This window comes from Nocardia huaxiensis, assembly GCF_013744875.1.
Classification (GTDB): domain Bacteria; phylum Actinomycetota; class Actinomycetes; order Mycobacteriales; family Mycobacteriaceae; genus Nocardia; species Nocardia huaxiensis.
The window spans coordinates 3,967,225-3,986,884 of the sequence record NZ_CP059399.1 but is presented as its reverse complement, the minus strand read 5'-3'; the positions used below and the strand labels follow the sequence as shown (position 1 = coordinate 3,986,884).

The window sequence follows — 19,660 nt, the reverse complement described above, 5'->3', positions numbered from 1 at the left end:
TGGATCCCGGCCAAAAGCGCGCCGGGATGACGGATGCTACTCCGCGTCGAGCAGCCAGTCGTTGGGCGAGAAGAGCTCGAAATGCACCTGCTCGCCGGGGATTCCGGCAGCGAACAGCTGGGCGCGGACCGACTGCAGGAAGCCGTTGCCGCCGCACAGGTAGTAGTCGGCGTCGGCGGGGAGGTCGACCTCGCCCAGGTTCATGCGGCCGCCGGCCGTCTCGTACCAGACCTTGTAGCAGGCATTCTCCAGCGCGCCGACCGAATCGACGATCTGCTCGCGCAGCGGATGCGTGGCCGCGGAGCGATCGGCGTGCAGAATGGTCACCGGCCGCTGCGGGGTCTGTGCCACAAGGTATTCGAGAATGCCCGCCATGGGGGTCACGCCGATGCCGGCGGAGATGAGCACCAGCGGGTTGGTGGCGGCGGTATCGATGACGAGATCGCCGAAGGGCAGCGTGATCTGGAGCCGGTCTCCCGCATTCACGGTGTCGTGCAACCAGTTCGAGACTTCACCGGCCGGAGACTGGGCGTCCCCGGTCACCCGGCGCACCGCGAACGCCAGCCGCCCCGCACCCGGACGGTTCACCAGGCTGTACTGCCGCAGCTGCCGGGCGCCGTCCGGCAGATCCGCACCCACCGAAATGTATTGGCCGGGAGCGAAATCCGGCAGCGGACGGGCCGGATCCGCGGAGGCCAGCACGAAGGTGGCGACACCGGAGGGGTCGTCGATGCGCTCGAGCACCGTGGTCTCGCGGAACACGTCACCGGGCTCCACCCCGGCGGCGTCGTAGAGTTCGCCCTCGAAATCGATGAGGGTGGTGGCCATCAGCCAGTACACCCGATCCCAGGCGGCGGCGATGGGTGCGGTCACCACGTCCGCGCCCAGCACCTCGACGATCGCCTCGAACAGGTACTTGTGCACCAGGTGGTACTCGGCGGGGGTGACGCCGAGCGAGGCGTGCTTGTGGCCGATGCGCGAGAGCAGTTCCCGCGGATGCGGCAGCGCCGGGTCGACCAGATGCGTGGCATAGGTGGCGATGGAGGCGGCCAGGGCCCGCTGCTGGGCGCCCTGGGCCTGATTGCCGCGATTGAAGCGGTCCCGGATCAGCTCCGGATGGGCGGTGAACATCTTGCGGTAGAACAGCGGGGTGATGTCGTCGATGCGCGCCGCGACCAGCGGCAGCGTCGCCCGGATCAATTCGGCGTGCTCGGGTTCCAGTTCGGGAACGGTGTGCAGCGCGGAATCCGGTGCGATCGTCATGGCCTGCTCCTAATCGTTGACAAGTTCTCTCGCCGGGAACACCGGCTGATACAGCAGCTCCACGGTTCTGGGCGTCACCAGATCGGCGAGCACATAGCGGTCGAGTTCGCGATAGAAGGCTTCCTGCGCGCCGGCGAGGATGCCCCGCAAACGGCAGGCACCCGCGAGCGGGCAGGGGTTGTCACCGACGCAGTCGATGACTTCGCATTCACCTTCGAGTCGCCGGACAATGGTGCCGACCGTGACCGTGCGCCCGGCTTCGGTGAGGAAGACCCCGCCGGAGCGACCGCGCTGCGATTCCACGTACCCCAGTTCGGCGAGCCTCGACACTGCCTTCGCGACATAGTTCTCGGAGGCATTGACTTGGCGCGCAATGAGTTTGGTGGTGACGCGCTCCTCAGCGCCGTCGCTGACAGCCAACCGCATGAGCGCCCGCAAACCGAGGTCGGTGAACCGGGAGAGCTGCATGTCATCCACCGTACGTATTTCCGACTCGGAAAAGCAGATTTGGACCGGTGGGCTTAAATACACAATTTTCAAAGGGTTTTGCACGCCACATCAGGGACCTGACATTTGTCCCTGGCTATCACCGAGCGACTCTGCCTCACTCCATTGCCGCGGTCATTCGCCCTGTGCCGGTGGTGATTCCGGAGCCCATGCAGCCGTTGATCTGCTCCATCGTCATCATCTCGTACCAGGCGGTGACCCGGACCCGGCCACCCTGCCCGAAACCGGCGACCACTTCCAGCGGGCCGACGGTCGGCTGCATCATGCCGACCGGCCACGGCCCCCACAGCCGGCTGGTCTCGCCATTGGACCAGGTGATGTCGACGGTGAGCGGGCCGTCGGCCGGATGCATGCAATCCGATACCGCCACATGGACTCCGGTGAAGGTGCCGCCGGTGACGCCGGGCACGCCCCAGCAGTCCCAGAGCCGGCCGACGGAGGTGAAGGTCATGAGCCGCGAGGTCATGGTGATGCCGCCGTCGACGGCGGTCCAGCGGAAGTCACCGGCATTGCAGGCGCCCAGGGTGGGCGGCTCGGCGGTCGCGCGCTGGCCGCCGACAGGCACGGTCATCATGGCCGCCAGGCCGAAAACAGTCGAAAAGACGAGCGATAGAGCGACTTTCCCTGCGTTCGGCACAGCTTTCCTCACTTCCGCGATGGTGGAGGCAGAGCACGACGGCACGACGCCGCTGCCACGGATCCGGCTGCGGCGCGACTTGGGAAGACCTTAAATCACTTTTGTCCGGAAACCGCGGCACGCGCCGCTTTGATCGTGTCCCACGGGATGGCGGGTCGCGGAAGGTTGCGGCGGCGCAGGTAGGCCGTGGCGGCGCGGTGACCGTTGCGCACCATGGCGATCAGCTGACCGGGTGAGCCGGTATTGTCCGTCACCGTCTTCGGGGTGAAAACCAGTGTGCCGTCGCGGGTTTCGAGTGTGCCCCGGGAGGTCACGGATTGCAGTTTCCAGCCCTGCTCGTCGTGGCTGTGGCCCAGCAGCGCGGCGACGCCGTCGACCGCGGCGAACCATGTGGGCCGGTCCACGACCAGGGCGCGGCCCTCGAGCCGCGGTTCGCAGCGCAGGCTCACCGGATATCCGTCGGGATCATTGGCGATGAGCACGGCGCCGTCGGGAAAGCGCCGCAGCGCGGTATCGAGCTGTTCGGCCAGGTTGGTGATCACAGCAGGACCTCCTCGTGCGGCGCGGCCGTCATATCGCGGCCCGGCCACCAGCGGATGCGCACCGGCCGAATGTGGATCTCGAGGCGCATGTAGTACCACCAGAACAGTCGCTTGGTGATCGGGTCGGCGCCCACGCCCTTGGGTTGCGCGGTCCACACCTTGTGGAACTGCCGCGCCAATTCGTCGTCCCACGTGACGATTTCGGAGACCGAGGCATTGCCCTGCACCAGCACGGCGGGCGGATCGTCGAGGCCGCTGGCCACCGGATTCGAATACAGCAGCGCCACCCGGGGATCGCGGCGGGCACGAAAAGCCTTGTGCGGGACGCCGATTCCAGTGGTCACCAGGATCTGCCCGCGTTCGGGCAGCCAGAGCGGCGCGACCGGCACGGTCACCGGCGTGTGGTCGCGGGCGTGGGTGGACAGCTCCGCGGTGAAGTACCGGTCCAGGACGCCGGTGACCTCCGCGGGCAATGCGCTGGGAGTGGTCATGACCCACGATTGCCCCATCCCCGGCGCCACGCAACAGTCCAGTTCGATGCGGAGTGGCACGAGACAGGCCAGCGAACTCCTGGCAGCATGACCGCCATGGACGTCATGGCGCAGATCGATTCCGCGGCAGCCCTGCTGGCACCGGTGATTCGCCGGACCCCGGTGGTGGCCTCACGGGTACTGGCCGACCGCACCGGCCACGACGTGTGGCTCAAATGCGAGAACCTGCAGCGAACCGGGTCGTTCAAGCCGCGCGGCGCGTACAACCGCATCGCCAATCTGCCCGACGCCGATCGGGCGCGCGGCGTGGTGGCGGCCAGCGCCGGCAATCACGCTCAGGGCGTGGCGTGGTCGGCGACCTCACTGGGGATCGAGTCCACGGTCTTCATGCCGGTGGGCGCGGCCCTGCCGAAGCTGGTGGCCACCAAGGCCTATGGCGCGACCGTGCATCAGGTCGGCGAGACCATCGACGAATCGCTGGCCGCTGCACGGGAATTCGCCGATCAGACCGGGGCCACCCTGGTGCACCCGTTCGATCACCCCGATATCGTGGCCGGCCAGGCCACCGTGGCCCTCGAAATCCTCGACCAGATACCGGATGTCGGCACGGTGCTGGTGCCGACCGGCGGCGGTGGGCTGCTCGCCGGAATCGCGGTGGCACTGCGGGAACGCGCCCCGCACGTGCGAGTGATCGGCGTGCAGGCGGCCGATGCCGCGGCCTGGCCGGAGTCCCTGTCGGCCGGGAAACCGGTTCGCCTGGAACGCATGTCGACCATGGCCGACGGCATCGCGGTCGGCCTCCCCGGCGAAGTGCCCTTCGGCCATATCGCGGACCTCACCCCCACGATCCTCACCGTGGACGAGGAGTCGTTGTCCAAGGCCCTGCTGTTGTGCATGGAACGCGCCAAACTCATCGTCGAACCCGCGGGCGCCGCCGCCGTGGCCGCCCTGATGTCCTGCACCCCAACCGAACTGGGCCTGCGCGGCCCCGTCTGCGCCGTCCTCTCCGGCGGCAATATCGACCCTCTCCTCCTGACCCGGGTCATCGGCCACGGCCTCAGCGCCGCGGGCCGCTACCTGGCGGCCCGCGTCACCATCTCCGACCGCCCTGGCAGCCTCGGCGCTCTCCTCGCCGAACTCGGCCGCACCGGCGCCAGCGTCCTCGACGTAGCCCACTCCCGCACCGGCGCCTGGCTCGCCATCGACGAGGTAGAAGTTCTTCTCACCCTCGAAACCCGAGGCCCCGCCCACCGCGACGACGTCCTCACCACCCTCGCCGACGCCGGATACCTTGTGCGCGTCCAGGATTGACCTGCTCCGCCGGAGTGTCAGTGCGCCCCACCGAGTTCCAGCGCCAGCACTCCGGCAATCACCAGCCCGATCCCCCCGATCTGAACAGGCGTCACATGCTCGTCGAGGAACAGCGCCCCGATGATCGCCACCGCCACAACCCCGATGGCCGACCAGATCCCGTACGCCACACCCACCGGCATCCCCCGCTTCAACGCCTGCGACAGAAAGAAGAACGCGAACCCGTACCCGAACACCACCACAACCGACGGCAGCAGCTTGCTGAACCCCTCCGACAGCTTCAACGACACCGTCGCCGTCACCTCGCACGCAATGGCCAAACCCAAGAGCAGCAGAGTCATTGCCGGAGCGTAGCCAACCCATCCCCCGTGTCCCCGCACACACGCCCCGAAAAAAAATAGGATGCACGATCCCCGCCCGTCTGGATATGGTGGCTGACATGTGGATCCAGCTGTTCTCCTGAGCCCGTGCTCGCCCGTGTGCCGTCCCCGGCCCGGAGCACCGTTTCTCACCGCCACCCGGCAAGGCAATACCCCTTGCCGCGCATGGCATTCCGATTCCGACCGGCCTCGCCCCGGTGAGTCGGTCACGCATCCCTGGGAGGACAGCATGCGAACCCATCCCCAATCCCCGGCCCCACAAGCCCTCAACCCCGCCGACCGCCCCCTCTCCCGCAAGGAACGTCGCGGCAAAACTGACAAACAGCCGGCCTTCACCGGCAAGGTACACGGCCCCGGCCGCACCGCCGTCCCCGCCGCCAAACACCAGAACTACCGGCGCGGTTGACCGAAAACCTGTGGTGCTCACGAATGCGTGGGCACCACAGACCTCGGGTCGATTTCGCCCGCGGCCCGAGGCATGCCGACCACTCGCAGTATCGCCGGAATTCCGAGTTGAGCCAGTGCCTCCGTGAGCAGGTTCAGCAACTGCGTTTCACCGCTGTCGAGTGCGTGGAATACCAGTCCGAACAGGTCGAGAAGCCGGAGCAGACCGTCGTCAGAGGTCGAGGCGATGACGTAGTGATACCCCCTCTTCTCGGATTCGTCCGCGACGATATGCCATTCGCAATCGAAGCGCCGCAACAGAACACTGGACACAAAGGCGACCACGTCAGCTTTGAGTGTCACCCAGTCGCTGTGCTCGAACTCGTCGAGAGGAAGACTGTCGAGATAGTCCTGCCAAGCCCCGAATGCAGTAAGGGGATCCGAACCGTAGTCCTCGGCATCCGCGCCCAGGGCCGCAGCCATAGCGGCCGCACTGTCCAGGCACTCGGCGACCCACTGCGGAAGCGCTTGCCACGCTTGCTCGATCGTGACCGCGGTCTGTGTCGATTCGGCCAACTGTCGTTTTCCTCCCCGTCGAGCATCACCGTTCCGCCGCTCACCGGGCAGGCTACGTTCCACCACAACCATTCGCGCTCCACCCGGCAGGTCAGTGCATTCGGACCAGCCCGAGTTGCCCGGTCGAACGGCCCGACCCTCATCAGCGATCGCGTGGTCGATCGATCAACGTCGCGGGGTCAACGTGATGGCGCCGATCTCCACTCCACCGAAATACGCCGGGCCCGCGTACCCACCGTGTCCGTCGCTGATCAGCACGACTCGGTGGCCGGGAAATAGATCTACATAACCCCCGTCGGGCGTCGAATGAATGGGGTAACGCCCGATCAAAACCAGCTCCCCGCCCTCGACGCGCGCGTCCCGTTGCAGGAGCACAATGCCGGCCGACCACGTCGTGGACGTGTAATCACCGGGTTCGACGTCGGCGAACGCTGGACCGACCGTGCCGAAGAGCGTGCCGACACCCGCAACCACAGCGACCGCAGCAGTCCGGACTATCGCTGGTCTGGCGCGTAGGGACATTTTCAACTCCTGTCGCCGCGGGTCATCAACTCTACGCCTGATCTGATCACCACGCGTCCGAGTAACCCGCCCCGCCGATATTCCCCAGGCCCGCACCGGCCGCTCAGCCCGCAACGCGGCATGTGAGTGCGTGCGGATATGTTGGCCATGCCCTGCCCCGACACGAGTGGAGCTCTCGCCGCGATGGCATCCGTCCGCCACGAAATCCTGATCAATGCTTCGCCACAACACACTTGGGATGTCATACGCGACGTCGCCGCCGTACACGAACGCCTACTTCCCGGTCGAGTCACCGACACCCGGGTGGACGGAGCCCACCGATTCCTGACCTTCCCCGATGGACATGTGATCCGGGAACTGATCATCACCATCGACGACCGGTCACGTCGATTGGCTTACGCCGTCGTGGAAGGTGCCCGGCCTGCACTGGATTACCACCATGCCTCGTTCGAGGTTCACGACGAGGGCGGGCAAGGGCGGCTGGTGTGGATCACCGATATCCTGCCCGAAACCGCCGCGCCGGAGATCCGCATCCGTACCGAATTCGGCATCACAGAGATGAAACAGGCGATCGAAGCCTCGGCACCACGCTGAATCGCACTCAATTCGGTGTGGATTCAGGCGGTCATTGCAACACCTCACCGTTCAGGCCGGATACCGTGAGCTGGTGCCAATCTCATTCGACACCACCGGTTTTCAAACCGAGTCCGACAACACCTGGGTCGATCCCGACACCGGCGACCTGGCTGTTCTCCAATACTACGAACTCGCGCCCGATCTACCGGCGCCACTCGAAGACCTCGATACATTGCGCCGACGACTCACCGAATTCCACTCGGCCAGTGGCAGTCTCATCGAAGCATCGGTGATCGCCGTCGTTTGAAAACGTCATCACACCGCATCCCTACGCTCCGCACGTCCAAGGTGTTCTGCCTTTCAACCGCGCGGATGAACAGCGGTGGGATGCGGAGTTCCCCGACCATCCCCTGACTCGATTGCGGCAGAGGATGGCGCAGATCGCGCGGACCATTCGTCTCGATCCGGAGTTTTCAGCGCTACCTCCTTTTCGCGGCAGCGCGAACCGCAGCCACCCAAAGGCCAAGCGGAGGTTCAGGCGATCAGCAGGAGCGTTGCTGCTGTCAGCACGATGGCCGCGGTGGTGGCGTGAACGCCGTAGGCGGCCGACTTCGGGCCCTTGGTGAGCAGCACGATGGTCGCGTCGCCGAGGGGTATGAGGGCCAGGGCCAGCAGGAGAGCGCCGAGCAGTGTGGTGTTTCCGGCGGCGAGCAGGATGAGAATGGTTATGGCGCAGACCATGTCGCGGACGCCCTTGACGCGGAGCCAGGCGCGGAAGGCTGGGTCCTGGATCGGGGTGTTCGGGATGCCGAAGCCGGTCGCGCCCTGGGGCGCCCAGAAGAAGCTGGTGCCCATGATGAAGACCGCGAGGGCGATGAGGGCGGCGAGGGAGGTGCCGATGATCGACAGCATGATGAAATCCTTTGTCCGGTAGGTGAGGTCAGGCCGCGCGGACGCGGCGGATGTGGCGGGTGTATCGGGGGTGGCCGAGGACATGCCAGATGGCGCGGACCGGGGTGGGGAGCCCGCCGAGGAGGGTGGCGCGTTCGGCTCGGTCGGCGTCCTCGAGGACGAGCCCGAGGAGAGTGAGCAGGGTGAGCTTGGGGGTGTTGGCCACCATGTGTTCGCCCAGGGAAGCCCATTCCTTTTCGGTGATGTAGTCGGCCGCCAGCGGGAGCAGTGCTGCTTCTTCATCGTCGAGGTGTTCGAGCAGGACCGCGCGGTGGTCGACGAGGAGCGCCACGACGGTGTCGCGTTCATCTGCTCCGGCGGTGCTCTCCCATGCCGGGACCGCGGCGTCCAGTTTGGTCAGGACGGTCTCGATGCGTTCGTGCTGGGCCTGCATGCGCAGGATGATGTCGGTGCCGGGGTCGACCCGGGAAAGCAGTGGCGGCCACAGCAACTCGTCTTCGCCCTCGTGGTGGTTCTGCAGCCCGAGCCGGTAGTCCCGGTAGTGGCCGGCGAGGACCGCGGCGCGCGTGATGTCACCCGGAGCGACCGCGGCGACGAGTTCGATCAGCAGCCGGGACTCGCGGCGGAATGCGCGGTGGACGATTCTCATATCCTGGGTATCGACGCTCATTGTTCCTGTCCTCCAAGTGTTTCGACTGCCGGAAGCCTGCTCGCGAAGGTTTGGAAACGACTGGGAACCGGCTTGGAGCGCTCGAAATCTCCCCGCACGCGTACGATGTGACGCGTCATGGTGTTCGTGCGGGTGCTGGGTTCGTTTGCGGCAGAGGTGGATAGCGAGTCGCTGCCACTCGGCGGGCCGCGCCAGCGCGGCGTATTGGCGCTGCTGGTGGCCGCGCGCGGGCAGGTGGTGCCGGTCGACCGGATGATCGAGGATCTGTGGCGCGGCGAACCACCGGCGCGCGCCCTGGCGTCCCTGCAGGCGTATGTGTCCAATCTGCGACGCCTGCTCGAACCCGGCCGCCCGCCGCGCGCGCCGGCCCGCGTGCTGGTGAGCGCCTCGCCCGGCTACGCCCTGCGGCTGCCGCGGGAAGCGGTGGACGCCTGGCGTTTCGAGGAACTGCTCGATGCGGCCCGCACCCTCGCCGATCCGCGCGCAGCTCGCGCACGGCTGGCCGAGGCGCTGGCCTTGTGGCGGGGGCCCGCGTACGCCGAGGTCGCCGACGAGCCGTGGGTCGCCGCGGAGACCGCGCGGCTCGACGAGCTGCGCCTGGTCGCCCGCGAACTGCACATCGCGACCGGACTGCGGCTCGGCGACCCCGCGACGGTGGTGCCCGATACGGAAACCTTCACCCGCGACCATCCGCTGCGCGAGGAAGGCTGGCGACTGCACGCCCTCGCGCTGTGGAGCAGTGGCCGCCAAGCCGATTCGCTCGCCGCGCTCCGCCGCGCCCGCGCCACCCTCGCCGAGGAACTGGGCCTGGACCCCGGGCCGGATCTGGTGGCGCTGGAGGAGGCGATCCTCACCCAGCGCACGGACATCCTGCGCGCCGCCGTCCCGCCGGCCGCGACGGACGCACCCCGGTCCGCGGCGATCGTGCCGCCGCCTCCTCCCACCGAAAAGCCTTGCACCGTACCGTTCGTGGGCAGGGACAGCGAGCTGGCGGCGCTGCTGGCGGCCGCCGGGGAAACCGTCCGCGCGAGCGTGCGCGTCGCGCTCGTCACCGGAGAAGCCGGACTCGGCAAATCGAAACTGCTCGAGCAGTTCGGCACCCGGCTGGCACGGCAGGGCTGGCTGGTGGCCGCCGGACGCTGTCCCGACGTGGACAGCGCGCCGCCCGCCTGGGCCTGGGTCGAGGTGCTGCGCAGTCTGGCCGGCAGCGTGCCGCCCGGCGACTTCGCCGACGATCTCGCGCCCTTGCTGTCGGACTCAGTGACCGTGAACGGGGACGCGGCGGCCGGTCGTTTCCGCTTGCGGCGGGCCGTGTGGGCGTGGCTGTCGGCGATCGCCGCGGACCGTCCGGTTGCCGTACTGCTGGACGACCTGCATCGGGCCGACGCCGCCACGCTGGAACTGCTCGGCGGCGTCGGCACCCGGGATCCGATCCTGATCGTCGCGGCGTACCGCGCGGACGAGAGCGAGCGCCTGGCCGCGACCCTCGCCTCCCTCGCCCGCACCGCGCCGCTCCGGCTGGACCTGCCCGGACTCGATCGCGACGCGATCGCGGAGCTGGTCCGCACCGAGTGCGAGGCCGATGACGCGACGGTGGCCGGGATCGCCGAGCGGACCGGAGGCAACCCGTTCTACGTGCGGGAGACCGCACGGCTGCTGCACGGCGAGGGCGCGCTCGTCGCGCTCTCCGAGGTTCCCGAGGGTGTCCGGGATGTGTTGCGGCGCAGGTTCGCCCGGCTGCCCGAGAGCGGTGTGTCGGTCCTGCGGCTGGCTGCCGTGGCGGGCCGGGAAAGCTCGGTGGACGTGCTCGTGCGGGCCGCCGACACCGACGAGGACGGCGTGCTGGACGCGCTGGACGCCGGTGTCATCGCCGGACTGCTCGAGGAGCCCGGACCCGGGCGGGTCCGATTCGTGCACGCGCTGGTCCGCGACACGCTCATGACCGGTGTCAGCCGGATGCGGATCACCAGGATGCACGCCCGCATCGCCGCTGCGCTGGAGGGTTCCGGCGATATCGCGGCCCTGGCCCACCATCATGCGCGCGCGGGTTCGCCGAAGGCCGTGGGTTATTGCGCGCGGGCCGCGGAGCTGGCCGAGGCGCGCTACGCCCACGATGTGGCGGCCGCGCTGCTCGGCGACGCCGTCGCCAATTCCAGTGATCCGGACGAGCGGGTCGGCCTGCTCGGCAGGTTGCTGCGCGCGCAGGTCAGAGCCGGGGCCTTCGCCGCAGCCAGACGCACCCGCGAACAGGCCGTGGAGTACGCCGAGTCGTTCGGACGCGAGGACCTGATGATCGCCGCGTTCACCGCCTGGACCGAACCCACCCCCTGGCAGGCCCGCGCCTACGGCACGGTCGACCGCCCCGTCGTCGACCGTCTCCGCGGTCTGCTCGGGCGGGCCGATCTCGCCGCCGAGACGCGCTGCCATCTGCTCGTCGCCTACGCCCACGAACTGGTGGGCGAGAACGATCCGACCGTCATGGCGGCGGCGCGGGAAGCGCTCGAACTCGCCGCCACACCCCATCTCCGGGCCGCGGCGCTGCTGGTGTTCGCGCGCGAGTCCGGGCGGGCCGAGCACTCCCGCGAGCTGGTGGAGATCGGCGTCGCGCACGACCTGCCCGTCTACCGCGTGACCGGGCTGCTCGAGCAGGCCGCGCACGCGGCCGCCGCCAACGATCCGGCGACCGTGCGCCGCGTCACCGAGGAGGCGCTCGGCCTCGCCCGCGCCTACCGGATGCCGGAAGCCATTGGCGCCACCGAGATCTCGCTGGCGACCCTGCTGCTCATCGAAGGCCGTCTCGCCGACGCCGAGCGCCTCTACCTCGCCGCCACCGAACGCATGGAACGCGCCGGGTCGGTGCACGCCGCGGGCTTCCTGCGGTTCGCGCTCGCGGCCATCTGGATCAATGACGGCACGCTGGGCGCGCACCTCGACGATGTGCGCGCGCTGCATGCGGCGCTCGGCCCGATGGCGGCCGACCTGCTCACCCTCGCGCTCTACGACGCGGGCCGCGGCGACGAGGCGGATCGGGTGCGCACCGCACCGGCCCCGATCCGGCCCGACTTCTTCTTCACCTTCCTGACCAGCCTGCGCGCCCTGGCGGCCATTGCGGCGAACGACCGCGACGCCGCCGAGCAGAGCTATGCGGATCTGCTTCCGCATCGGGACGGTCCCCCGGCGGGCGCGGAAAGCGTGTCGCTGGCCCTGCGTCCGGTCGCCCATACGCTCGGCGAGCTCGCCCTGTTCCTGGGCCGCACCGATGCGGCCGCCGCGCACTTCACCCGGGCCGCCGCCATCGCCGGCCGGTGGAACGCTTCCGCCTGGTCCGCGGATGCCAGAGCCCGCGCCGATCAGGTTCCAAGTCCGCTCCAAGTTCCTTCCAAAACCTGAGGCGCAGTGTCGAACCCATCAGAAACGAGCTGATGGAGGCAACGACAATGAACAACCCGACCTTCCGTGCCGCGGTCGTCCGCACCCCGAGCGGACCCGACTCGATCGAGATCATCGATGTGCCGGTCGCCGAGCCCGGCCCCGGTGAGGTCCGCGTCGCGGTCGCGGCCGCCCCGGTCAACCCCACCGACCTCGGAGTCGCGGGCGGGTTCTTCCACCGGATGGGCATGATCAACCAGCCCTCGCACACCGGTCTGGGCTGGGACTTCGCCGGCACCGTACTCGCCACCGGCCCGGGCGTGGACTTGGCCGCCGGAACGCGAGTGGCCGGCATGGTCCTCGGTTTCGACCGCGACTTCGGCACTTACGCAGAACAACTCGTCGTGCCCGCCGCCGATCTCGCCGTGGTGCCCGACGACCTCGACCTGGTCGCGGCGTCGACGGTCCCGCTCAGCGGCTCGAGTGCGGCGCAGATCGTCGACCTGCTCGGCGACGCGCCCGCCGACGGCAACCGGCTGCTGGTGACGGGCGCGGCCGGTGCGGTCGGCGCCAATGTGGCCGCACTCGCCCCCGACCGCGGCTGGCAGGTGACCGGACTGGCCCGCGCCGAAGACGAATCCTTCGTCCGCGCTCTCGGTGCCGGCTTCCGCACCGAAGCCGAGCCGGGCTGGGACGCGGTCGTCGACACCACCGCACAGCAGACATGGAGCCTGACCCCGGTCCGCGACGGCGGAATCTTCGTCGGCGTCCGGCCGAACCTGACGCCCGCGGCCGAGCGCGGAATCACGGTGAAAATCCTGATGGTGCAGTCGGACGGACGACGCCTGGCGCAGCTGCTGGCGCACGCCGCCGCCGGCCGGCTGCCCGCCCGCGTGCACGCGGTGCTGCCGCTGGCCGAGGCCGCCACCGCCCACCACGCCATGGCGAACGGCGGAACCCGCGGCCGCTACGTGCTCGAACCCTGATCGACCGGGCCGATGTACCCCCGCGCCGTGAGGCCGACGCGGAATGGCCTGTCCCCGTTGATCTTCCGATACCGCGACGGCCGGTGAGCGTAGTCAGCTCTCGAAGACGCGCTCCACCGGCGGCCCTGCCAGCAGGTCCACCCCGGCCTCGAAGGCCGCGAGCAGGTGTGGGCTGGTCAGGTGCGCCTCGAAGGCCGCACGCGATTCCCAGCTTTCGACCACCACCCACTCCCCCGGCCGAGTCGGATGCTGATAGGGCTGATAGCTCACGCAGCCCGGCTCGGCCAGCGTCGGCTCGATCAGGGCCAGCGCCTGCTCCCGCACCAGGTCTTCCTTGCCCGCGCGGGCCTGCAGTGTGGATACAGCGGTAAGAGTCACCCGCCGCACAACCGCACAACCGCAGCCGGCATTCCCCGCCCGAAGACCCTGCCGCAGCGGCCGAACGGGTCGCCTGGGGTGCGGGGCTGGAAGACCGGAAGCCCGGAGGCGACCTCAGTTCAGCCAGGCGCGCTGTTCGGTGGCGGCGCTGCGGACTTCCTCGAGTTGCTTGGCGACCTGGACGCCTGCGGTGCCGCCGCGGGCGTTGCGGGAGGCGATGGAGCCTTGGACGGTGAGGACTTCGCGCACGGCGGGGGTGAGGGCCGGGTCGACGGCGGCGAATTCTTCGTCGGTGAGTTCGTCGAGGCCGACGCCGCGGGCTTCGGCGGCGCGGACGCAGCCGCCCGCCGCCTCGTGGGCGACGCGGAACGGGACGCCCTGGCGGACAAGCCATTCGGCGATGTCGGTGGCGAGGGTGAAGCCGGCCGGAGCCAGCTCGGCCATGCGGTCGGTGTGGAAGGTCAACGTGGAGACCAGGCCGGCGATGGCGGGCAGCAGGAGCTCCAGCTGGGCTACCGAGTCGAAGACCGGTTCCTTGTCTTCCTGGAGGTCACGGTTGTAAGCCAGGGGCTGTGCCTTCAGGGTGGCGAGCAGACCGGTGAGGTTGCCGATCAGGCGGCCGGCCTTGCCTCGGGTCAACTCCGAGACGTCCGGGTTCTTCTTCTGCGGCATGATCGAGGAACCGGTGGACCAGGCGTCGGCGAGGGTGATGTAGCCGAATTCCGGTGTGCTCCAGATGATCACCTCCTCCGCCATGCGGGAGAGGTCGACGGCGGTCATGGCCAGGACGAAGGCGGCCTCGGCGGCGAAGTCGCGGGAGGAGGTGGCGTCGATCGAATTGGCCGCTGCCGCATCGAAATCCAGGTCGGCGGCGATCGCCTCCGGGTCCAGGCCGAGCGAGGAACCGGCCAGTGCGCCCGAGCCGTACGGGGAGATGGCGGCGCGCTTGTCGAAGTCGCGCAGGCGGTCGATGTCACGCAGCAGCGGGTGCGCATGGGCGAGCAGGTGGTGGGCCAGCAGCACGGGCTGGGCGGCCTGCAGGTGGGTCTTGCCGGGCATCACCGCATCCGGGTGCGCGGCAGCCTGTTCCACGAGCGCGTCGACCACGTCCAGGACGCCTGCGGCGACCCGGCGGACGGCGTCGCGCAGCCACATGCGGAACAGGGTGGCGACCTGGTCGTTGCGGGAGCGGCCCGCGCGCAGGCGGCCGCCGAGTTCGGTGCCGACGCGTTCGATGAGGCCGCGCTCCAGCGCGCCGTGCACGTCCTCGTCGGAGTCGGCGGGGGCGTACGCGCCCGAATTCACGTCGGCGGCAAGCTGATCCAGCCCGGCCAGCATGGCGGTGAGGTCGTCGGCGGACAGCAGGCCGGCCTTGTGCAGCACGCGCGCATGGGCTTTCGAAGCGCGGATGTCGTACGGGGCGAGCACCCAGTCGAAGTGGGTGGACTTGCTCAGGGCCGCCATGGCCGCGGCGGGACCGGATGCGAAGCGACCGCCCCAGAGCGCGCCCTCGTTGGTGCCGTGCTGCTCGGTCATCGTGTGCTGTCTCCTCCGGGTCGGATTGCGGTCATGAGTATGTGCCTGGCCATCTCCTCCGCCGTCTGCTCGGACACCGCACGCCCGTGGGCGGCGAGGATGGCCTGCGGATCGGCGGGGGTCACGGTCCAGCCCTGCTGCCGGAACCAGTCGACCGGGTGGTTGCGGCCCTCGAAGGGATACCACAGCTGGTTCACGTCGACGTGGACGCCCTGTTCGGCCATGAAGCGGGTGCGTTCTTCGTCGAGGCGGTATGCCTGGGCGGAACGTTCGCCGGACATGTTCAGCGCCACCCGGCTGCCGGACGCGCTGAGCGACACGATATTGCCGAGCAGTTGGTCCTGGGCGTCGGCGGGCAGATATCGGAGCAGCCCTTCGGCCAGCCATGCGGTCGGCGCAGCGGGATCGAAGCCGCTGTCCCGCAACGCTTCCGGCCAGTCATGTCGCAAATCCACCGCCACCGTGCGCCGTTCGACGCGCAACTCTCCCTCGCGACCGGCGAGGGCTTTCGCCTTGAAATCCAGCACTTTCGGCAGGTCGATCTCGTAAATCACGGTGCCGGAGGGCCATTCGAGCCGATACGCTCGCGCATCCAACCCGGACGCCACGATCACGATCTGCCGTATCCCGGATGCGACGGCAGCCCGCAGGTATTCGTCGAAATACAGCGTCCGCGCCACCATGAAATCGTTCAGCTGCTGATAGACCGCGGCGACCGACTCGTCGTAGTCGCCGCGCCCCATCTGCTGCCAGACCGGCGAATCCACCGCCGTGACAAGGACTTCCGCATACGGATCGGTGAACAGTGCATCCGGGCGACGGGTTTCCGCCGCCCGCATGCACGCGACCCCGAGCGCGGTAGCGCCCACGCTCTCGGTGATGTCCCAGCTGTCGTCGTCGGTCCGCACGATGCTCTCCGCTCCGGCCGACCGCGACGATCGGCCTTACTTCTTCAGATCCCGGCGCGCCGCGACCTTCGAGGACAGGCCGTGGATCTGCACGAAGCCCTTGGCCATGGACTGGTCGAAGGTGTCGCCCGCGTCGTAGGTGGCCAGGTTGAAGTCGTACAGCGACTCGTCGGAGCGGCGACCGTTGACGACCACGTTACCGCCGTGCAGGACCATCCGGACATCACCCGACACGTGCTGCTGGGTCTCGGCGACGAAGGCGTCCAGCGCGCGCTTGAGCGGCGAGAACCACAGGCCGTCGTAGACCAGCTCGCCCCAGCGCTGCTCGACCTGCCGCTTGTACCGGCCGAGCTCACGCTCGACGGTGACGGCTTCCATTTCCTGGTGCGCGGTGATGAGCGCGATGGCGCCCGGCGCCTCGTAGATCTCCCGCGACTTGATGCCGACGAGCCGGTCCTCGACCATGTCGAGGCGGCCGACGCCCTGGCGTCCGGCGCGCTTGTTCAGTTCGGTGATGGCCTCGAGCATGGTGACGGGGCGGCCGTCGATGGCGACCGGCACACCCTTGTCGAAGGTGACGATGAGCTCGTCGGGCGCTTCGAAGTTGACGGTCGGGTCGACGGTGTAGTCGTAGACGTCCTTGGTGGGCGCGTTCCACAGGTCCTCGAGGAAGCCGGTTTCGACGGCGCGGCCCCAGAGGTTCTGGTCGATGGAGAACGGCGACTTCTTGGACACATTGATCGGCAGGTTGTTCTCACCCGCGAATTCGATGGCCTTCTCACGGGTCCAGGCGTAGTCGCGGACCGGCGCGATGACCTTCAGGTCGGGCGCGAGTGCGCCGATGCCGACCTCGAAGCGGACCTGGTCGTTGCCCTTGCCGGTGCAGCCGTGCGAAACCGTGTCGGCGCCATGGTATTCGGCGGCTTCGACGAGGTGCTTGACGATGAGCGGGCGGGAGATGGCCGACACCAGCGGGTAGCGGCCCATGTAGAGCGCGTTGGCCTGAATGGTGGGCAGGCAGTACTCGTTGGCGAATTCGTCGCGGGCATCGACCACGATGGATTCGACGGCGCCGCAGTCGAGTGCGCGCTGGCGCACATCGTTCATGTCCTCGCCGCCCTGGCCGAGATCGATCGCGACGGCGATCACCTCGGCACCGGTCTCCTTGCCGATCCAGCTGATGGCAACGGAGGTGTCCAGCCCGCCGGAGTAGGCGAGTACGACCCGCTTGGTCATAGTCCGTGTGCTCCTCGAATAGTGCGTATGAAGTCTGGTCCCGACCGGCCGGTAATCCTGGCTGCCGCGCAACCGGGCGGTCCGCAGCCGTCGTCCTGCAAATGATTATGCATGACGATGCAATCCCATTCATAACCGGGGGTAGGTCAAGCGCGCTCGGCACCGGACACCCCGGTCGCGGCCCGTTCAAATCGCGCCCTGAACTGCTGTTACGCTGAGCTCGAGACCATGGACCGACGCATCGATACCCACGCCCCGGAGCTGCCGACACTCGGCGGAATGTTGCGGCGGCTGCGCAGTGACCGACGTCTGTCACGCGAGAAGCTCGGGTTCGCGGCAGGAGTGAGCGCCAGTTACATCACCCATCTCGAGAGCGGCGTCCGCGATCGGCCCGCGTTCGCGGTCCTGGACGCACTCATGCGCTGCATGAGCCAGGTGCGGCCACTCACCCGGACCGAGCGTCGCCACCTGATGAATCTCGCGGAAGTGTTCGACGACAAACCCCCGTCGCCTGCGGAGCTGCGAGCCGAGCTGACCGAGGACATGCTCGCTGAGCTCGCCATGCAGGACGCGAACCTGATGGCATATATCGGCAGCAATTGGCAGGTGCTGGCCTGCAATCAGTCCTTCATCGACGCCCACCCCGGCTTGGAGCAGGACAGCAATCTACTGCAGTGGCTGTTCACGAACCCGGCAGCCAAGGAGCTGCTGACGGACTGGGAAGAGCACGCGGAGCTCACGGTCGCATGGATCCGCGGCTGGCTGGGCAGACACAGCCGTGCCGCCTGGCTGCCCGGGCTGATCGAGGAGTTCTGCGCCTATCCGGATTTCCGCCGGTTCTGGGACAAGGGGACCGTCTCCTTTCTGTGGGGAAAGCGGATCGAGCATTGCTGCCCGGACACCGGTGAGCTGAAGCAGCTCCACTTCAAGACCTTTCACGCCACCTCCGGCGGGCACGCCGATCACATCCACCTGATCATCGGCACCCCGCTGAACTGACCGCCATCCCATAGCCCCGTTCTATGGGTGCATCGACACGCGCCCGCTACCTGCGGGGAACTCCGGGGACGACAGTGAGATCGGAACGATTTCACTGACAAGGCAAGGACCGACCCCATGTACACCCTCCTGTTCCTCCTCATCCTCCTGTGCGTGGTGGCAGTGATCCGTAACTGGCCGCGCGGGTACGCCATGGCCCTGTGCTCGGCGACCCTGGCGCTGACCGTGCTGGCCTTCCTGCCGCACGTCGTCGGCCGTCCGTTCGGCATCGAACTGTAAGCCTCACTCCCCCAAGGAAATCACCGTCATGACCACCATCACCGCACCCGTTCCCACCGGAACCACCAGCGTGACAAGCGGATTGAGCCACAAGCTCGGACTCTGGTTCGCTCACGCCTACGTCATCGGCATCTGCGGCACCCTCGCCGGCGCCTACACGTTCCAGTTCGCCCTGGGCGAGTACCCCTGCCCCATGTGCCTGCTGCAGCGAATGTTCTTCCTGCTCAGTGCGATCGGACCGGCCTGCATCATCGCCCGCTCGCGCACCGGGATGGTGACCACCCGCGAGTACGCCTCCGGCTGGGGCTGGGCCATCATGTCGGCGCTGCTCGGCGGCATCGTGTCGGCCTCGCAGGTGCTCATGCACATCGTGCCCCCGGATCCCGGATACGCCGGCGCGCTGTTCGGCTTGCACCTCTACACCTGGGCCCTGATCACCTTCATCGCAGCGGCTTTCACCGCCGGGGTGGCCCTGTTCCTCACCCAGTTCGCCGAACCGGGCGCTGTCGCAGCCACTTCCGCCGCGCTGCGCCGGGCCGCCACCGTAAGCCTCACCGTCCTGGTGACTTTCGCCGCCACCAACTTCGTGGCCTGCTTCTTCCTGCAGGGCCTGCACTGGAAGATGAGCGGCGATCCCACCAGCTACCAGTTCTTCACCGATCTCGGGTTGTGAGGTCGCGGAAGACCAGCCACCGCAGCGCGGCATACATGTAGAGAGCTTCACCCAGCCCGGCCAGTGTCCGGGCCAGGTGATATTCCAGGCCCAGGGCGGACAGCCAGGTGGTCGCGCCGAGGATGAACACCAGATAGTTGATGACGACCACGACGATGTAGCGGGCCACCTGCGGGCCCACCGGGGCGTGCGAGGAGAAATTGAGCACCCGGTTCAGGACGTAGCTCGCGCCGAAGGCCGTCACATAGCCCACGGTGACCGCGATCCCCAGCCCCGCGCCGAAGGTGCCGTGCAGCACGGTCAGCACGAGCAGGTCCACCCCGAACATGGCGGCGCTGACCAGGAGGTAGCCCACGAACGTGGCCGGAATCCAGCGCTCGAGCCCGAAGGGCAGCCGGGCGGCGATCGCCGCGCAGACAGCGTGGAACCAGCGAACCGCCTGGATGCGATCGGAACCGGTGATCTGCTGCATCCGCTCACCGTCGCACTGCCAAGTGACCTGCGGGTTAGCGCAGACCAACAGGT

23 protein-coding genes are annotated in these 19,660 nt (G+C 68.3%); 9 read left to right on the top strand and 14 right to left on the bottom strand.

Annotation, left to right across the window (positions count from 1 at the left end; all coding sequences use genetic code 11):
* Nucleotides 1-36: 36 nt before the first annotated feature.
* From H0264_RS17880 to H0264_RS17860, 5 genes are all read right to left on the bottom strand, one after another.
* Nucleotides 37-1,263, bottom strand: a complete 1,227-nt coding sequence (locus H0264_RS17880; protein WP_181585020.1) for a globin domain-containing protein — start codon at nt 1,261-1,263, stop codon at nt 37-39.
* A gap of 9 nt (nt 1,264-1,272) precedes the next feature.
* Nucleotides 1,273-1,731, bottom strand: a complete 459-nt coding sequence (locus tag H0264_RS17875) for an RrF2 family transcriptional regulator (RefSeq protein WP_181585019.1) — start codon at nt 1,729-1,731, stop codon at nt 1,273-1,275.
* A 136-nt stretch (nt 1,732-1,867) separates the two neighbouring features.
* Entirely contained in the window at nt 1,868-2,344 is a 477-nt protein-coding gene (locus tag H0264_RS17870; RefSeq protein WP_220140004.1) for a hypothetical protein, read from the bottom strand.
* Between the two features lie 158 nt (nt 2,345-2,502).
* Nucleotides 2,503-2,949 (bottom strand): hypothetical protein, encoded by a 447-nt coding sequence (locus H0264_RS17865; protein WP_181585017.1) that lies wholly within the window; start codon nt 2,947-2,949, stop codon nt 2,503-2,505.
* Entirely contained in the window at nt 2,946-3,440 is a 495-nt protein-coding gene (locus H0264_RS17860) for a pyridoxamine 5'-phosphate oxidase family protein (RefSeq protein ID WP_181585016.1), read from the bottom strand. Before H0264_RS17860 ends, H0264_RS17865 begins: the two co-directional genes overlap by 4 nt.
* Before the next feature lie 87 nt (nt 3,441-3,527).
* Here H0264_RS17860 and ilvA point away from each other — a divergent pair, with 87 nt between their 5' ends.
* Nucleotides 3,528-4,751: a threonine ammonia-lyase gene (ilvA, locus tag H0264_RS17855; protein WP_231086432.1), complete on the top strand. Its 1,224-nt coding sequence runs from the start codon at nt 3,528-3,530 to the stop codon at nt 4,749-4,751.
* A 17-nt stretch (nt 4,752-4,768) separates the two neighbouring features.
* Here the strand turns inward: ilvA and H0264_RS17850 are convergent, their stop codons facing one another.
* A complete protein-coding gene (locus H0264_RS17850; protein WP_181585015.1) occupies nt 4,769-5,092 on the bottom strand; it encodes a DMT family transporter in 324 nt (107 codons plus the stop codon).
* Between the two features lie 268 nt (nt 5,093-5,360).
* On the opposite strand from H0264_RS17850, the gene H0264_RS17845 reads away from it, so the two are divergent.
* On the top strand, nt 5,361-5,537 hold the full coding sequence (locus H0264_RS17845) for a hypothetical protein (protein WP_181585014.1): 177 nt from the start codon (nt 5,361-5,363) through the stop codon (nt 5,535-5,537).
* A gap of 17 nt (nt 5,538-5,554) precedes the next feature.
* Here the strand turns inward: H0264_RS17845 and H0264_RS17840 are convergent, their stop codons facing one another.
* A complete protein-coding gene (locus H0264_RS17840; RefSeq protein ID WP_181585013.1) occupies nt 5,555-6,163 on the bottom strand; it encodes a hypothetical protein in 609 nt (202 codons plus the stop codon).
* 633 nt (nt 6,164-6,796) lie between these two features.
* Here H0264_RS17840 and H0264_RS17835 point away from each other — a divergent pair.
* The gene (locus tag H0264_RS17835) at nt 6,797-7,207 is read left to right on the top strand and encodes an SRPBCC family protein (protein ID WP_181585012.1); all 411 of its coding nucleotides are present in this window, start codon (nt 6,797-6,799) and stop codon (nt 7,205-7,207) included.
* Nucleotides 7,208-7,241: 34 nt separating this feature from the next.
* Nucleotides 7,242-7,496: a hypothetical protein gene (locus H0264_RS38295; protein WP_220140003.1), complete on the top strand. Its 255-nt coding sequence runs from the start codon at nt 7,242-7,244 to the stop codon at nt 7,494-7,496.
* Between the two features lie 227 nt (nt 7,497-7,723).
* Here H0264_RS38295 and H0264_RS17825 read toward each other — a convergent pair whose 3' ends face one another.
* Both H0264_RS17825 and H0264_RS17820 read right to left on the bottom strand, forming a co-directional pair.
* Nucleotides 7,724-8,101: a DUF4267 domain-containing protein gene (locus tag H0264_RS17825; RefSeq protein ID WP_181585011.1), complete on the bottom strand. Its 378-nt coding sequence runs from the start codon at nt 8,099-8,101 to the stop codon at nt 7,724-7,726.
* Nucleotides 8,102-8,129: 28 nt separating this feature from the next.
* The gene (locus tag H0264_RS17820) at nt 8,130-8,771 is read right to left on the bottom strand and encodes a hemerythrin domain-containing protein (protein WP_181585010.1); all 642 of its coding nucleotides are present in this window, start codon (nt 8,769-8,771) and stop codon (nt 8,130-8,132) included.
* Nucleotides 8,772-8,888: 117 nt separating this feature from the next.
* On the opposite strand from H0264_RS17820, the gene H0264_RS17815 reads away from it, so the two are divergent.
* Nucleotides 8,889-12,161 (top strand): ATP-binding protein, encoded by a 3,273-nt coding sequence (locus H0264_RS17815; RefSeq protein ID WP_181585009.1) that lies wholly within the window; start codon nt 8,889-8,891, stop codon nt 12,159-12,161.
* A 47-nt stretch (nt 12,162-12,208) separates the two neighbouring features.
* Nucleotides 12,209-13,126 carry a zinc-binding dehydrogenase gene (locus tag H0264_RS17810; RefSeq protein WP_181585008.1) on the top strand — a complete coding sequence of 306 codons (918 nt, stop codon included), beginning with the start codon at nt 12,209-12,211 and terminating at the stop codon, nt 13,124-13,126.
* Between the two features lie 93 nt (nt 13,127-13,219).
* Here H0264_RS17810 and H0264_RS17805 read toward each other — a convergent pair whose 3' ends face one another.
* The 4 genes from H0264_RS17805 to H0264_RS17790 all read right to left on the bottom strand — a co-directional run bounded on the left by H0264_RS17805 (nt 13,220) and on the right by H0264_RS17790 (nt 17,184).
* A complete protein-coding gene (locus tag H0264_RS17805) occupies nt 13,220-13,504 on the bottom strand; it encodes a putative quinol monooxygenase (RefSeq protein WP_181585007.1) in 285 nt (94 codons plus the stop codon).
* A 114-nt stretch (nt 13,505-13,618) separates the two neighbouring features.
* A complete protein-coding gene (gene argH, locus H0264_RS17800; RefSeq protein WP_181585006.1) occupies nt 13,619-15,040 on the bottom strand; it encodes an argininosuccinate lyase in 1,422 nt (473 codons plus the stop codon).
* Nucleotides 15,037-15,948 carry a class I SAM-dependent methyltransferase gene (locus H0264_RS17795; protein WP_231086436.1) on the bottom strand — a complete coding sequence of 304 codons (912 nt, stop codon included), beginning with the start codon at nt 15,946-15,948 and terminating at the stop codon, nt 15,037-15,039. Before H0264_RS17795 ends, argH begins: the two co-directional genes overlap by 4 nt.
* Nucleotides 15,949-15,984: 36 nt before the next feature.
* On the bottom strand, nt 15,985-17,184 hold the full coding sequence (locus H0264_RS17790) for an argininosuccinate synthase (RefSeq protein ID WP_181585005.1): 1,200 nt from the start codon (nt 17,182-17,184) through the stop codon (nt 15,985-15,987).
* A gap of 228 nt (nt 17,185-17,412) precedes the next feature.
* On the opposite strand from H0264_RS17790, the gene H0264_RS17785 reads away from it, so the two are divergent.
* The 3 genes from H0264_RS17785 (at nt 17,413) to H0264_RS17775 (ending at nt 19,135) form a co-directional block, all read left to right on the top strand.
* Nucleotides 17,413-18,183, top strand: coding sequence for a helix-turn-helix transcriptional regulator (locus tag H0264_RS17785; RefSeq protein ID WP_181585004.1), 771 nt, complete (start codon nt 17,413-17,415; stop codon nt 18,181-18,183).
* Between the two features lie 117 nt (nt 18,184-18,300).
* Entirely contained in the window at nt 18,301-18,462 is a 162-nt protein-coding gene (locus H0264_RS17780; protein ID WP_181585003.1) for a hypothetical protein, read from the top strand.
* Between the two features lie 28 nt (nt 18,463-18,490).
* Nucleotides 18,491-19,135 (top strand): disulfide bond formation protein B, encoded by a 645-nt coding sequence (locus H0264_RS17775; RefSeq protein ID WP_181585002.1) that lies wholly within the window; start codon nt 18,491-18,493, stop codon nt 19,133-19,135.
* Here H0264_RS17775 and H0264_RS17770 read toward each other — a convergent pair.
* On the bottom strand, nt 19,116-19,607 hold the full coding sequence (locus H0264_RS17770; protein WP_181585001.1) for a GtrA family protein: 492 nt from the start codon (nt 19,605-19,607) through the stop codon (nt 19,116-19,118). The genes H0264_RS17775 and H0264_RS17770 overlap by 20 nt on opposite strands.
* Nucleotides 19,608-19,660: the final 53 nt, after the last annotated feature.